At 29.7% G+C, this 14524-nt stretch carries 14 protein-coding genes; all 14 read right to left on the reverse strand.

Annotated features, from left to right (window positions below; all coding sequences use genetic code 11):
- Positions 1-19: 19 nt before the first annotated feature.
- On the reverse strand, positions 20-337 hold the full coding sequence (locus tag ACQRC6_RS07040; RefSeq protein ID WP_427848336.1) for a YerC/YecD family TrpR-related protein: 318 nt from the start codon (positions 335-337) through the stop codon (positions 20-22).
- A 109-nt stretch (positions 338-446) separates the two neighbouring features.
- Entirely contained in the window at positions 447-1097 is a 651-nt protein-coding gene (locus ACQRC6_RS07045) for an ATPase (RefSeq protein WP_427848337.1), read from the reverse strand.
- A gap of 4 nt (positions 1098-1101) precedes the next feature.
- Complete coding sequence (locus tag ACQRC6_RS07050) at positions 1102-1335, reverse strand: hypothetical protein (protein ID WP_427848338.1); 234 nt, start codon at positions 1333-1335, stop codon at positions 1102-1104.
- Positions 1336-2787, reverse strand: a complete 1452-nt coding sequence (locus ACQRC6_RS07055) for an AAA family ATPase (protein ID WP_427848339.1) — start codon at positions 2785-2787, stop codon at positions 1336-1338.
- Positions 2784-3761: a metallophosphoesterase family protein gene (locus ACQRC6_RS07060; RefSeq protein WP_427848340.1), complete on the reverse strand. Its 978-nt coding sequence runs from the start codon at positions 3759-3761 to the stop codon at positions 2784-2786. Before ACQRC6_RS07060 ends, ACQRC6_RS07055 begins: the two co-directional genes overlap by 4 nt.
- A gap of 11 nt (positions 3762-3772) precedes the next feature.
- Positions 3773-4843: a recombinase RecA gene (gene recA / locus ACQRC6_RS07065; protein ID WP_427848341.1), complete on the reverse strand. Its 1071-nt coding sequence runs from the start codon at positions 4841-4843 to the stop codon at positions 3773-3775.
- A 2-nt stretch (positions 4844-4845) separates the two neighbouring features.
- Positions 4846-6081 carry a competence/damage-inducible protein A gene (locus ACQRC6_RS07070; protein WP_427848342.1) on the reverse strand — a complete coding sequence of 412 codons (1236 nt, stop codon included), beginning with the start codon at positions 6079-6081 and terminating at the stop codon, positions 4846-4848.
- A gap of 8 nt (positions 6082-6089) precedes the next feature.
- Positions 6090-6623: a CDP-diacylglycerol--glycerol-3-phosphate 3-phosphatidyltransferase gene (gene pgsA, locus ACQRC6_RS07075; protein WP_293559201.1), complete on the reverse strand. Its 534-nt coding sequence runs from the start codon at positions 6621-6623 to the stop codon at positions 6090-6092.
- Positions 6620-7936: a 30S ribosomal protein S12 methylthiotransferase RimO gene (gene rimO, locus ACQRC6_RS07080; RefSeq protein WP_427848343.1), complete on the reverse strand. Its 1317-nt coding sequence runs from the start codon at positions 7934-7936 to the stop codon at positions 6620-6622. The genes pgsA and rimO overlap by 4 nt, the downstream gene beginning before the upstream one ends.
- A complete protein-coding gene (locus tag ACQRC6_RS07085) occupies positions 7929-10319 on the reverse strand; it encodes a DNA translocase FtsK 4TM domain-containing protein (RefSeq protein WP_427848344.1) in 2391 nt (796 codons plus the stop codon). Before ACQRC6_RS07085 ends, rimO begins: the two co-directional genes overlap by 8 nt.
- A gap of 38 nt (positions 10320-10357) precedes the next feature.
- Complete coding sequence (dut, locus tag ACQRC6_RS07090; protein ID WP_427848345.1) at positions 10358-10789, reverse strand: dUTP diphosphatase; 432 nt, start codon at positions 10787-10789, stop codon at positions 10358-10360.
- Positions 10790-10845: 56 nt separating this feature from the next.
- The gene (locus ACQRC6_RS07095) at positions 10846-12951 is read right to left on the reverse strand and encodes a polyribonucleotide nucleotidyltransferase (RefSeq protein WP_427848346.1); all 2106 of its coding nucleotides are present in this window, start codon (positions 12949-12951) and stop codon (positions 10846-10848) included.
- 43 nt (positions 12952-12994) lie between these two features.
- A complete protein-coding gene (rpsO, locus tag ACQRC6_RS07100; RefSeq protein WP_075658746.1) occupies positions 12995-13261 on the reverse strand; it encodes a 30S ribosomal protein S15 in 267 nt (88 codons plus the stop codon).
- Between the two features lie 290 nt (positions 13262-13551).
- Positions 13552-14481 carry a DDE-type integrase/transposase/recombinase gene (locus ACQRC6_RS07105; RefSeq protein WP_427848347.1) on the reverse strand — a complete coding sequence of 310 codons (930 nt, stop codon included), beginning with the start codon at positions 14479-14481 and terminating at the stop codon, positions 13552-13554.
- Positions 14482-14524 lie beyond the last annotated feature (43 nt).

The following is a 14524-nucleotide window of genomic DNA, read 5'->3' on the forward strand; positions in this document are numbered from 1 at the left end:
AAAAAGAATAAGGTCAGCCTTATTCTTTTTCTTCATCTTCATCTATAATATTTAACCTTGTTAAAATTAATTTATAACCATCAGCACCATAATTTAAAGATCTGTTAATTCTTGAAATAGTTGCAGTTGAAGCTCCAGTTTCGCTTTCGATTTCATGATAAGTTTTATTTTTAACAAGTAGTTTTACAACTTGTAATCTTTGTGCAATTGCTTGTAATTCTTTAACAGTGCAAATGTCTTCAAAGAATCTATAACATTCTTCTAAGTTTTCTAGTAATAAAATTGCTTCAAACAAGCCATCTATTTCCTTACTTTTTATTTTTGAGTCGTAAATCATTGTATCCTCCTGACTTCAATAATAATGTTAATATACGAACAATTCATATTTCCATTAATATACTAACAATTTTACTTGCTAAAGTCAAGGCAAAAATCTAAGATATAAATCACTGATTATATACACTTACTTCGCTAATTCCCCTTTTATTTGTTACATGAAAAGCTTTATCACAAATTTGAGAAAGATGTGGATTGTGAGTAACCATAATTATTTGTCTATCAAATAAATTTGATGATTTTTTCAGAAATTCACCTAAATTAAAAATATAATCATTGCTTACATGTTTTCCAGGTTCATCAAGAATAAGCGGACCAGATAGCTTTGGTTGATTTAGCTGTAAGAATGCAATTCTAAGAGCGAGTGAAATAATATCAACGACTCCTCCACCTCTTGAAATTTCTGGTTTAGTTTTTATACTGTAACCTTCAGGATAATTACTTTGTACAAAAAATTCTGCAACAGGAACAGAACGAGATTCAGATAGTTCAATTAAAAATTCAATATCTGTTTCAAAAATAAATTGTAAACATTTTGTGACTGTATCTTCAATTTGTCTTTTAGATTGTTCTCTTGCAAATTCAGAAGTTTTTTGAAATAAAACAGAGACTTTAGTAAGAATATCGCTGTACTTTTCTTTATCATTTAAAGTTTTTTCAGTTTTTTCTAATTGTTGGGTTAAAATTTCAATTTTTCCCTCATCACTTAAAATTTTATTATTTAGTTCAATTAGTTTTAAATCAAGTTCTTTTAAGTCCAAAAAATCACACCCTAGGCATTAAATTACTAGCTTCGTCAAAAAGTTTATCAATTTCATTTTTTAAATCAGAAATTTCACTTTCAAGATCTTCAGGTTTTATACCCAGCTTTTCGATTTCAGCAAGAATATCTTTTTTTTGTGAGTTTAATTGTTCCAATCTAGCTTCAGATTTATATTTCATATTTTTTAATCTGTCTAAATTATCTTTTAATATTTTCAAATTATCTTCGTAATTCATTTAATCATTCCTCAAGTGGTATTTAATGTGTTCAATTGAATTTTCATCAATTTGACTGTAACAGAAAGGGCATATTCCCATTTCTAAGATTATTTTTTCGTAAGAGTCAGAACATTCTTTAATATTTGTATAAATATTTTTAAGACTATTTTCTGTATCAAAAATTTGTGTAGAAATCTCTTTAAAAATATTATTTATTTCAATAATCTTTTTTAAAGAATTTAATTTATCTTGTATATTAGTTTCAATAAAATTAATTTTATCATTATTGTCAAAATTTTTTATGTAATCCTTACCTAGATCAAGTTTTAAATTAATTTTGTTTAAACTATCTTTATACTCATAAATTTTTGAATAAAAAGTTAAATTTTCTTCTAAGTTTTCTATAATTTTTTGAATATTGTCATTGTTCTTATATTTTTTCAAATCATTATTTACATTAGCTACATTCTTGATATTTTCTAAATATTTAGTGTACAAACTTTCGTAAATATCTAAAATCTTTTTTTCATCATTAATTTTAGATATTATGAGATTTAGTTGGTCTAGAGATTTAAGCTCAATTAAAATATTTTTTATGGAATTTGTTTCAATATCAATTTTTTCTATTTTTTTTAAATAATTTTCAAAACTATTTTTCTTAAAAATAAAGTTTTCTAGTGTTGATGCAATCTTTTCTAAATCATTAAGACTTTTAAACTTTTTAACTAAATTTGTGATTTCATCAAGTTCAATTTTGTTTTTATCAAGAGTTACCTTTAATTTAACACAAAGATTCAATCTTTCTTGCAGATATTTAATTTTGTTTCTAATTTCAGTAATTTTTTCGAATTTTTCTTTATAATCTTTAATATAATTAAATTTGACAAGTTGTTCCTTTAATTCATCCCTATTTTTTATTAATTCAGCGATTTCTTGATTAGTTCGCTTGTTATCTCTTACTACAGTCCTCAGTGCATCATCAACATAATTTACGCCTATTAATCTACCAATTGCAGATGCACGAAGCGATGCTTGTTCATTTAATAAAAATGGTCCATCTAATTGTTCGGCAATATTTAAAATTGTTTTATTATTTGAATTATCTAGGGGAACTTTATACATATTTGTTGCATCTGTAATTTCCTTTGGAACATCAATGCCAAATCCCTCAAATCTCATTTCATTGCCTGAAGAATCAACGAAAAAATAAGAATTTTTTGATGGAGTTTTAGATCTTTCAACTATTACACCATTGGAGAAAGTGATTTTTACAGAGACATCTTTCTCGCCTTGTCTAATAAAATAATCTCCCTTTGGCTCATTATAAAGAGCCCATTTTATAGCTCTTAAAATTGCTGTTTTTCCTACATCAGAATTGCCTAAGATTACATTTAGACCTCTGTCAAATTCCATTTCAGTGTAATCATGAGATTGAAAATTATGAAGTTCAATTTTTTTTATATAAATCATGAATAACTAACTCCATTAATCTGTGCTTCTTCGAATCTTTTCAAGGCTTCTTTTTTTACTTCTTCAGAAATATTTTCACTTTTAGAAATTTTTAAAAGTAAATCAAAAATATCTAAGCTTTTATAGTTAGAGGTTGAGTCAATACTTTCTTTAAATTCAGCAAGTTTAAGCCCCTTAAATTGATGCCTTTCCATCTCAGATCTATCCAATACTTCATCTCCTGGTTTTGCGCATTTTAAAAAGCGATCTTCTATTTTTATTTGATCATCCAAGGTAATAATATTAACTTTTGGTCTTCTTTTAATTTCTGCATTAGAATTTGAGATTCTAATTAATGCTCCAGGATTTACAAAATATTTATTATCTATTTTAACAGTTTTAAACCCAAAGTGATAATGACCTCCAAGAGTTATGTCTGCTTTAGTTTCCTTAATGTCGTCAATTAAAGTATGGGAAACTTCTTTCATAAAAGGTTTGTCAATTAAAAATCCATGAGTCATATGAATTGAAAATTTACAGGTATTATCAACTTCATTTAAAATATAATTATGTCTATTAGAAATTTCATCCATGGAATATACATAGGGCGAACCAGTTAGTTGAACTTTTATATCTTTTTCTAATATTATTTTTTTATAATTTACTAAATGCATAATGCCCAAATTACATAAAAGTCCAAGCATAGTTCGATCTAAAGTGTCTGGATTATGACCAAAAATATCATGATTTCCACTAATAATATATATTGGTACACCATATTGTTGAAAAATTTGTGCAAATTCTGAAACTATACTTACTGAAACGTCAGGTCTATCAAATAAATCGCCACCATGCAAGACATAGTCAATTTTTTCTTCTTTTATAATATTTGCAATTTCTCTTAATTTTTCTTTTAAAGTCTCTTTATAATCATCTAACCTATTTTGAGGATTGGTTCCTCTAATATGAGTATCTGTTAGATAGAGTATTTTCAAAAAATCACGCCCTATTTATCCTCTTCTAAAAAATTTTCTGGCTTAGCTGATTCATTATCACTATCAAGTTCATCTTCTGGTATTAGATTGTAGTAAACTCTAACTTTATGTTCAATTTCCTTTAACATTTCAGGATGTTCTTCTAAAAAATCCTTAGAATTTTCTCTACCTTGACCAAGTCTTTCCTCGCCATAGGAGTACCATGCGCCTGCTTTTTTGACAATATCAGCTTCAGCTGCTACGTCAAGAATATTTCCAACGCTAGAAATCCCCTTGCCATACATAATATCAAATTCAGCTTGTCTAAATGGAGGTGCGATTTTATTTTTAACTACTTTAACCCTAACTCTATTCCCTATTATTTCGTCACCTTTTTTAATGATTTCTGACCTTCTAATATCGAGTCTTACTGAAGAATAAAATTTAAGAGCTCTACCACCAGTAGTGGTTTCAGGATTTCCAAACATAACTCCAACTTTTTCTCTAAGTTGATTAATGAATACAACAGTACATTTAGATTTATTTATTGCACCAGTAAGTTTTCTAAGAGCTTGTGACATTAATCTTGCTTGAAGACCAATTTGGGCTGCACCCATTTCTCCATCAATTTCTGCCTTTGGAACAAGAGCTGCAACTGAGTCAATTACAATTAAATCCACAGCATTAGATCTAACTAGAGCTTCTGTAATTTCAAGAGCTTGTTCTCCAGTGTCAGGTTGTGAAATAATCAAATTTTCTATGTCTAAGCCAAGATTTTTTGCATAGCCAGGGTCAAGAGCGTGTTCAGCATCTACAAAAGCACCTGTTCCCCCCTTTTTTTGAGCTTCTGCTAACATATGAAGTGCCAAGGTAGTTTTACCAGAGGATTCAGGTCCGTATATTTCAATAATTCTTCCCTTAGGTATTCCACCAATTCCAAGAGCAATATCTAGAGCTAGAGAACCTGTAGGTATTGATTCAATATTAAGCTTAACATCTTCTCCTAAAATCATAACTGAACCTTCACCATACTGTTTTTCGATTTTTGATAATACATTGTGAAGAGCTTCTTGTTTATCTTTGCTTAAATTACTATCTTTCATAATTACTCCTTAAAATTTTTTCTAAGTATATAAAGTATTTGAGACAATACTCTATTTACAGTGCTTCTTCTTATTTTATTTCTATCTCCCGAAAAGAAATAGTGCTTAGTATAATATTTGTCATCAGATAAATAAATGCAAGTAAAGACATTTCCTACTTCGGTTTCAGAAGGATTAGGTCCTGCTTCGCCAGTAGTTGATACACCAATGTTTGCATTAGTTTTTTCTTTTACTTTCCTTGCCATTTCATAGGCAGTATTTTCGCTAATAGCTCCAAACTCCTCTAATGTATCTTTAGATACACCTAAATTTTTATTTTTTGAATTATTGGAATATGTGACAAAAGAAGTTTCCATCACACCAGATGCACCACTAATGTCTGTAATCGCAGCACTTAACATTCCGCCAGTTATTGATTCTGCAAAGGAAATTTTTAAATTATTTTTGTTTAAAATTCTTACAATTTCTTTTGCAACATCATCATTATTCTCAGAATAAACGTGAGTTTCAAATTCGGCATAAAGTGATTTTAAAACTTTTTCTATGGAAAATTGCAATTCCTCTTTTTTTGTACTTTTGCCAATAATTTTGACTTCAGTGTAAGTCCCATGAGCAAAAGTATTTACGCTTACGCTTTTATCTTCAAAGGACATCTTTCTAATTCTATCTTCTATTAAAGATTCACCAAGTCCAATAATATCAAGAGATTTTACCATTATATTTTCATCAGTAAAGGAGTTATTAGCAAAATAATAATCCATCATTGGTTCCATTTCGTTTGGAGGTCCTGGTAAGAGAATAATTCTTTTGTTGTCAAATTCTATGGATTCGCCAAGCGCTACTCCCCATTTATTTTCAATTTTTTCAGAACCTTTTATTAGCATAATTTGTTTTAAATTATTTGGAGTCATAGTTCTGCCAAGTCTTGTAAATCTATCTTCCATTTTTTCTTTTTCTAACTCATCAATATAGAGATTTCTATTTAAAAACTTTGCTACGGCTTCTCTTGTTATGTCATCATTAGTAGGTCCAAGTCCACCACTTATAATAATTAAATCAGAGTTATTGGTAGAATAATTTAATTCCTTAATTATTTCATCTAAGTCATCATCAACAGAAACCTGTCTATTTACTTCAATTCCCATATCAGTTAATTTTTCGGAAATATATTTAGAATTTGTATTTGTAATTGAACCAATTAAAATTTCTTTGCCAATTGTTAAAATGCTAGCTTTCATATTTCTCCTTAAATATTCTCTAAATCAAGAACTTTTTTATTCTTAATTAAATAATCTGCACCTGAAATTACTGTAAAAACAACAGCTAGATAAAATATTCCCATTCCAATAGGTCTAAGAGAACTAATTCCTGTTAAGAGTAAAATATTAGATATTAGTTGTGTAACAGTTTTAAATTTACCAAGAGGACTGGCTGCTATGGTAATATTTTCAGAAGCTGCTATAATTCTAAAACCCGTGATAGTAAATTCTCTTGCAATAATAATTATTACAGCCCATGCGGGCATTTCACCAGAACTAACTAACATAATCATTGCAGAACATACTAAAATTTTATCTGCAAGAGGATCTGCAAATTTCCCAAAATTTGTGACTAAATTATCACGCCTTGCTAAATGTCCGTCTAAAAAATCTGTAAAAGAAGCAATAGCAAAAATAAGAGTTGCAATAATTCTTGAATTGTTAAAATCTAAGTACATAAATAATACAAAAACTGGAACCATCAAAGTTCTCATAAGAGTCAATTTATTTGGGGTATTCATATAACTTCACCTACTAAATCATAATCTAAAGTATCAATAATTTTAACATTAACAAAATCATTAACTTCAAGATTTTTATTTGATTCAATATATGTTACTCCGTCGATTTCAGGAGCATCCATATAAGTTCGTCCAATGTAATTATTTTCATCGATTTTTTCTTCAATTAATACTTCTAAAGTTTTATTAAGATTTTTTGAAAGAATTTTACTAGATATGTCACTTTGGATTTTCATAATTTCATCATTTCGACTTTGTTTTACCTCATCTGATATTTGATTTTCAAATGTAGATGCTTTTGTTCCGTATTCTTTAGAGTATTTAAAAACCCCAAGTTTATCAAATTTTGTTTCTTTAATAAAATCAATGAGTTCTTTAAAGTCTTCATCACTTTCTCCAGGAAAACCAACTATAAAAGTTGTTCTAATTACAATTTCTGGGATTGATTCACGTAAACTTTTAAGAGTTTTAATGATGTGATTTTTGCTAGTTTTTCTATTCATATTTTTTAAAACATTGTCAGAAATATGTTGAAGTGGCATATCAACATATTTTACTAATTTTTCATTAACCTTAAATTCTTCGATTAATTCATCTGTAAAATGATCTGGATATAAATATAAAACTCGAATCCATTTTAAATCTTTTATTTTTGAAATTTCTTTAATTAAACTTGCAAGAGAATATTTTGAGTACAGGTCAATTCCATAATCAGTAGTGTTTTGTGCGATTAAAATAATTTCTCTTGCACCCTTACTTACTAAATATTCAACTTCAGAGTATATATCTTCAATTTTTCTAGATCTATTTTTGCCACGAAGTGAAGGAATAATGCAATAAGAGCAATTGTTATTGCAACCTTCAGAAATTTTCACATACTCAGTAGTATTTACGATTTCTTTTTTTATGCCCTCTATATAAGCAGAATTCAAATTATCAGTTTTTACAAACAAATCTCCTGCAAGACTTCTATCTAAAAGTTCATTTATATAATTTATATTACCAGTACCAATAATTCCATCTATTTCTGGAATTTCTTTTAATAGCTCTTCGGGATATCTTTGAGCTAAACAACCTGATAGAAGAACTTTTTTACATCTTCCTTCATTTTTATATTCCACAGATTCTAAAATAGTGTCAATGGATTCTTCTTTTGCAGCATCAATAAATCCACAAGTATTTACAATTAAAATATCGGCTTGACTGGCAGAATTTACCATTTTGTATTTTTCCTTATCCAAAAGTGAATACATCATGGATGAGTCAACATCATTCTTTGAGCAACCCAATGTAACTATATGCACATTATTCATCTTTATCACCTAAAATTATATCTATTTCTTCCTTTGTTTTCAAAAGCTTTCTAGGCTTTGAACCTTCATGTGGACCAATTATGCCCATTTCTTCCATTTGATCTATGATTCTACCAGCTCTTGAATAACCCACTTTTAATTTTCTTTGAATGTAAGAAATGGATGCTTGCTCATCGTTAACTACAAGTTCAACTGCATCTTTGAAAAGTAGATCTCTCTCTTCTTCGCCTTTTAATTTTTTGCTTTCAATAGCTTTCTCAATTTTTGATTCAACATTTACCCTTACTTCATTGTTGCTTTTTACAAAATCGACCACTCTTTCAACTTCGTTATCACTTATAAAAGCACCTTGTATTCTCTTAGGTTTTGGATACTTACTTGGATAAAATAGCATATCTCCCTTTCCAAGGAGTTTTTCAGCTCCACTCATATCGAGAATTGTCCTTGAATCAATAGATGATGCAACTGCAAATGCAATACGTGAAGGGATATTTGCCTTGATTGTCCCTGTAATTACATCTACTGAAGGTCTTTGCGTAGCAAGAATTAGATGCATTCCAGCAGCTCTTGCCTTTTGTGCAAGTCTAGCAATATATTCTTCAATTTCCTTAGAGGCAACCATCATGAGATCCGCAAGTTCATCGACAATAATTAGGATTTTAGGAAGTTTTTCTTTCTCTCTTCCCTCTTCAACCATTTTTTTGTTGTAGCCCTTCAAGTCTCTCACGTGTTTCTCGGCAAAGGAAATATATCTTTTTTCCATTTCATCGACAGCCCAGTTAAGTGCAAAGGCTGCTTTTTTGGGATTAGTAACAACGTCGATTAAAAGATGTGGTATGCCATTATAGACACTAAGTTCAACAACTTTTGGATCTATAAGCATAAGTTTTACATCCCTTGGAGAGGATTTATATATTACACTAGTGATTATTGAATTGATACATACTGATTTACCAGAACCAGTAGCACCAGCAATTAATAGATGAGGCATATCTTCCATGCCTGAAATTAATATATTTCCTTCAACATCCTTACCAAGAGTTAATGGTATATCTGAATTAATAGTTTTAAATTCATTAGAATCAATTAACTCTTTAAGACTAACAGCATCCTTTTCCTTATTTGGTACTTCAATACCAACTACATTTTTTCCAGGAATTGGTGCTTCTATACGAAGGTCAGAACTAGAAAGAGCCATGGCAATATTATCGTTTAGTCCAACTATTCTAGATAATTTAATTCCAGGAGCAGGTTTTAATTCGTAGGATGTTATTACAGGGCCACGATTTATTGCAACAACTTTAGATTCAATACCAAAGTTTCTCATAGTGTTTTCGATAATTTTTCCCTTTTCAATAATTTCGTCCTTAGAAAATCTACCCTTTGGGTTAGTTCTATCTAATAAAGCTATATCGGGATAAGTGTAGGTATATTCTTCTTTATTCTTATTTTCAATGTCATTTTTTATAGTATCAACAACATCTTCTTCAATTTCCTCATCTTGTAATTGAGTAATTATTTTAGAATTATTATCTTCTATAATTTCATTACTATTTTCTTTAATTTTTTCAGATTCTTCTTCAATATTTTCTTCAGAATAATCTTTAATAACTAAGTTTTCTACAAATTCTTCTGTGTCCTTTGAATTTTCTTTAGCTTTTTTGAGTTCAATTTTTTCTTTCTTAAGATTTTCTTTTTCTAATTTCTTCTTTTCTTTTTCTTCTAATTTAATTTTTCTATCAGCTTTTTTTTCTTCTAATATTTTCTTTTTATCTTCAATGTATTCGCCCATATCTTCAATATATTCGCCCATATCTTCAATAAACATAATCATTTGGTCGATGTTTATTTTTATCATAAAGTAAAGTGAAGCAATAATTATTATCCCAAGAATTAAATAAGTACCAAGTGAACCTAAAAGTTTATATGAAAAAAATCCAAAGATTGCTCCAATTATACCACCACTTCTAGTTATATCCATATACTCAGTTGATTTTATAATTCTTTCTATTAAAGTCATGTCCATTTCCTTGGATCCATCAAGGAAAATTAAAATGCACAAGAATATTATAAGGGAACAAAGAATATACCTTCTCATATGAAATTTAGTAGCTTGAATATTAAACAATATTCCCCAAAAAATGAATAGTAGAGGAATAATAAAATTTCCAGAACCAGTAATAACAGAAAATAATTTATATATTAAGGTACCAATTAGCCCCATTTTTTGACTGTATAGGCAAATGAAAAATACTATGCCTATTACAATTAAAAATAGACCAATAATTTCTTTTCCAGAAGAAATACTTGAAGAAGTTTTTCTTCTTTTTTGAATATTTTTTTTATTTGAATTTTTTTTATTGTTTTTTTTGTTTTTTATCAAGAGAAAGCACCTCATTAATATTATAACAATTTGTCATCTTAAACGCCAGTATGACCAAATCCTCCAGTGCTTCTTTCTGTATCACTTATCTCTTCAACTTCAACAATTTCTGGAGTTTCAATTTTCATAAAGACAATTTGTGCAATTCTCTCACCGTCTTTAATAATAACTTTTTCATTACTCATGTTAATCAAAATTACTTTTAATTCTCCACGGTAGTCTGAATCGATTGTTCCTATTCCGTTTGGAAGACCTAGACCTTTTTTTAAGGCAAGACCAGATCTTGCCCTAACTTGAGCTTCGTATCCTTTATCAAATTCAAGAAATAATCCCGTAGGAACTAATACTCTATCAAGTGGTTTTAATACTATATCTTCGTCAAGATTTGCCCTCAAATCCATTCCTGAAGAACCTTCAGTTTCGTATTTAGGAAGTGGATGCTTACTTTTATTTATAATTTTTAATTTCATAAATTCCCCTTTAAAAAATCGCATTAAAATAAATCTTAATGCGACTAAAAAATTATTTATTTATCTTCTGTCTTTTCATCTTCTCTTTTTATAAGAGCTTTTCTTGAAAGTGAAATTTTTCCAGTATCTTCAGATATTTCGATAACTTTAACTTCAACAGTGTCGCCAACTTTTAAAACGTCTTCAACATTATTTGTTCTTTCATGAGCAATTTCAGAAATATGAAGAAGCCCTTCAGTTCCCTTTTTAATTTCAACAAAGGCACCGAATTTAACTATCTTTTTAACCTTACCTGTATAAACATCACCAACTTCAATGTCTTTTACAATGTCTTCTATGATGGCAATAGCCTCTTTAGCTTTTTCATCGCTTTCAGAAAGTATAGAAATTCTTCCATCATCGTCGATATCGATTTTAACGCCAGTTTGTTCAATAATTTTATTAATTATTTTTCCACCGGCACCTATTACTTCACCAATTCTTTCAGGATCAATAGAAATCATGTGAATAATTGGGGCGTATTTAGAAAGCTTAGACCTTGGTTTGTCAATAGTTTTAGCTAAGTGATCAAGAATCTCAATTCTTGCAACTTTAGCTCTTTCAAGTGCAACTTCAAGGATTTCTTTTTTAATTCCTTCGACTTTAATATCCATTTGAATAGCTGTAATTCCCTCGCGAGTTCCAGCTACTTTAAAGTCCATATCTCCAAAATGATCTTCAAGTCCTTGAATATCTGTTAAAATTTTTATGACACCATTTTCTTCAATAAGTCCCATTGCAATACCAGCTACGGGTGCTTTAATAGGAACACCTGCGTCCATAAGAGCTAGAGTAGATCCACAAATTGATGCTTGAGAAGAAGAGCCATTAGATGATAAAACTTCAGAAACAACTCTAATTGTATATGGGAAAGTTTCACTATCAGGAATTACAGGTTTGAGAGCTCTTTCGGCAAGAGCGCCGTGACCAATTTCACGTCTACCAGGGGATCTTGATGGTTTAGTATCACCAACGCAGAATCCTGGAAAATTGTAGTGATGAATATATCTTTTTGGCTTGTCATCTCCAAGACCATCAATAACTTGTTCTTCAGAAATTGCACCGAGAGTTGCAATTGATAACACTTGAGTTTGTCCTCTAGTAAATAGTCCTGATCCGTGAGTTCTTGGTAAAATTCCAACTTCAGAAGAAAGAGGTCTTATTTCTGTAAGTTTTCTATCGTCAGGTCTTCTTTCCTCTTCAAGTATTCCTCTCCTAACTTCATTTACTTCAATTTCTTCTAAAGCAAATTCAACGTCTTTTGCATTTTCTTCCATAAGATCTTTAAAATGTTCTCTTATGTCATTTTTTGCAGCTTCAGTTTTTTCAACTCTTGTGATTTTATCTTTTTGTCTTATTGCGTCAATTAATAAATCTTTGCCATATTCTTTAACTTTAGCAACAATTTCTTCGTCAGCTTTAAATACCTCGTATTCAGCTTTTTCTTTTCCAACTTCTGAAGTAATTTTATTTACAAAGGTACAAATGTCTTTAATAACTTCATGACCTTCTAAAATAGCCTCCAACATTTCAGCTTCACTTACTTCTTGTGCACCGGCTTCAACCATCATAATAGCGGTTTCAGTGCCAGAAAGAGATAAATTAATTCTGGAATTGTTTCTCTCTTCTTCATTAGGATTTATAATGTATTTTCCATCAATAAAACCAACTTCAACAGATCCAGTAGGTCCGTCAAAAGGAATATCAGAGATAGAAAGAGCAATAGAAGAACCTATCATAGCAACAATTTCAGGTGAGTGATCTTGATCAACACATAATACTGTTGCAACAATTTGTACATCATTTCTATATCCCTCAGGGAAAAGAGGTCTAAGAGGCCTGTCGATTAATCTGGCAGATAGAGTAGCTTTTTCGCTTGGTCTTCCTTCACGTTTAATGAATCCACCAGGAATTTTCCCAACAGCATACATCTTTTCTTCATAATCTACACTTAGAGGAAAAAAGTCGATTCCCTCTCTTGGCTTAGATGAAGCTGTAGCTGTAACTAGGACAACAGTATCTCCATATTGTACTAAACAAGCACCATTAGCTTGTTCTGCAACTTTTCCAATTGTAACTTTTAATTGGGAACCTGCAAGATCCATAGTATAAGTTTTTTCCATTATTTCCTCCTTCTAATAAGAAAGAGCGGAATTACCGCTCCTACTATCCTCTTATTTGTAGTTTTTTAATAAGTGTACGATATCTTTCTATATCACTGTTTTTTAAATATCTTAATAAATTTCTTCTTTTACCAACCATTTTAAGAAGTCCTCTTCTTGAGTGATGGTCTTTCTTATGAATTCTTAGATGTTCATTTAAATCATTAATTCTTCTAGTAAGAATTGCAATTTGTACCTCTGGTGAACCAGTATCACCTTCATGAGTCTTAAATTCATCAATAATAATCTTTTTAATATTTGGTTCTAGCATATTTTCCTCCTAATTTTTAATAAAGCTAATCAAAGTACACGTCGAGGAGCGTCGAACTGTGAATAGCTATTTAACCTTATATATCTTATCATATAATGCTTAAAATGTAAAGTTATCTATTCCTTGTAATCAAAACATCTTCTTAACTGTCAAGACATATGTTACACTTTTTGTACCCCAATACAATTTCTTCAAAAGCTTTTATATATTAGCTAGAACTTAATGAATGATTGTCAAGGGCTTTAGAGCGTTAGCGTCCCTTGACCAAGAATGAATTAAGTTCTATAATCTCAGGAAGCTTTTTGAAGATTATATTCTTTTATTATTTCATTTGGACTCTTAAATTTTAATACATATTTTGCTGTGCTATTGTATTGTGTTTCATGTTTTTTTATTGCTCTTTTTAACTGTTTTTCACTGGTAAATACTGCTCTTGCGTAAATTATTTTTTCATCTTCTCTATGACTTCTTTCTACTTTCCCGTTTTGCCATGGTGAGTATGGTCTTGTTCTTTTTATATCTATTCCAAGCTTTTCTGCTACTTTTTGAAACTTAGATATTTTATTTGTTTTGTCAATGTCATTAACAAATTCATACCCGTTATCCACTTGTATTGTTTTTATTTTAAATCCCATTTCGGTTTCTAATGTTTTTAGGAATTTTGAAGTTTCATAGGTGCTTTTTTCTTTTACTATTTTTAATATTCTTTTTCTGGAATATTCATCTATTGCTGTTATTTGATAATATTTATTTCCATATGTGGGGAATCTTATGCAGCTTTCTGGTACATATTTTATGTCTATTTGCACTTTTTCTCCGGGATATTTTCCATCTAATCCTATATATCTTGTGTAGCTTTGACGCTTGATTTTTGGCTTTTTAAATCCATATTTGCGTATTTGCCTACACATATTCCCAAAAGATCTTTCATAGCCCTTAGATTTGCATCTGACATATACTTCTGCCAATCCATAGACTCCTATTTCTTTATACATTCTTTCAATTAACTCTAATTCTTCTTTTTTGTGGGCTTTTGGGCTTGTTTTTGGGCGTCTAGATCTTAATGCTAAACTTCTTACATTTCCATCGTATTTTTTTAACTGTCTATATACAAATTGACGATTAGTATGATATCTTCTTGCAGCTTTAGTAACACCATGTTTAAGTGCATATTCACATAATATTTGACGAAATCTCATTTCTTCTGTTATTATTGACATAGAGAGGGCTCCTTTCGATACTTTTTTTGCTTATTATATTGTA

This window comes from Peptoniphilus sp. SGI.035, from assembly GCF_050315115.1.
Classification (GTDB): Bacteria; Bacillota; Clostridia; order Tissierellales; family Peptoniphilaceae; genus Peptoniphilus_A.

Bases quoted from the DNA above. Each gene is read 5' to 3' on its own strand.
- ACQRC6_RS07040 (WP_427848336.1), bottom strand. From the start codon at position 337: ATGATTTACGACTCAAAAATAAAAAGTAAGGAAATAGATGGCTTGTTT.
- ACQRC6_RS07050 (WP_427848338.1), bottom strand. From the start codon at position 1,335: ATGAATTACGAAGATAATTTGAAAATATTAAAAGATAATTTAGACAGA.
- ACQRC6_RS07055 (WP_427848339.1), bottom strand. From the start codon at position 2,787: ATGATTTATATAAAAAAAATTGAACTTCATAATTTTCAATCTCATGAT.
- recA (WP_427848341.1), bottom strand. From the start codon at position 4,843: ATGAAAGATAGTAATTTAAGCAAAGATAAACAAGAAGCTCTTCACAAT.
- ACQRC6_RS07070 (WP_427848342.1), bottom strand. From the start codon at position 6,081: ATGAAAGCTAGCATTTTAACAATTGGCAAAGAAATTTTAATTGGTTCA.
- pgsA (WP_293559201.1), bottom strand. From the start codon at position 6,623: ATGAATACCCCAAATAAATTGACTCTTATGAGAACTTTGATGGTTCCA.
- rimO (WP_427848343.1), bottom strand. From the start codon at position 7,936: ATGAATAATGTGCATATAGTTACATTGGGTTGCTCAAAGAATGATGTT.
- dut (WP_427848345.1), bottom strand. From the start codon at position 10,789: ATGAAATTAAAAATTATAAATAAAAGTAAGCATCCACTTCCTAAATAC.
- ACQRC6_RS07095 (WP_427848346.1), bottom strand. From the start codon at position 12,951: ATGGAAAAAACTTATACTATGGATCTTGCAGGTTCCCAATTAAAAGTT.
- rpsO (WP_075658746.1), bottom strand. From the start codon at position 13,261: ATGCTAGAACCAAATATTAAAAAGATTATTATTGATGAATTTAAGACT.
- ACQRC6_RS07105 (WP_427848347.1), bottom strand. From the start codon at position 14,481: ATGTCAATAATAACAGAAGAAATGAGATTTCGTCAAATATTATGTGAA.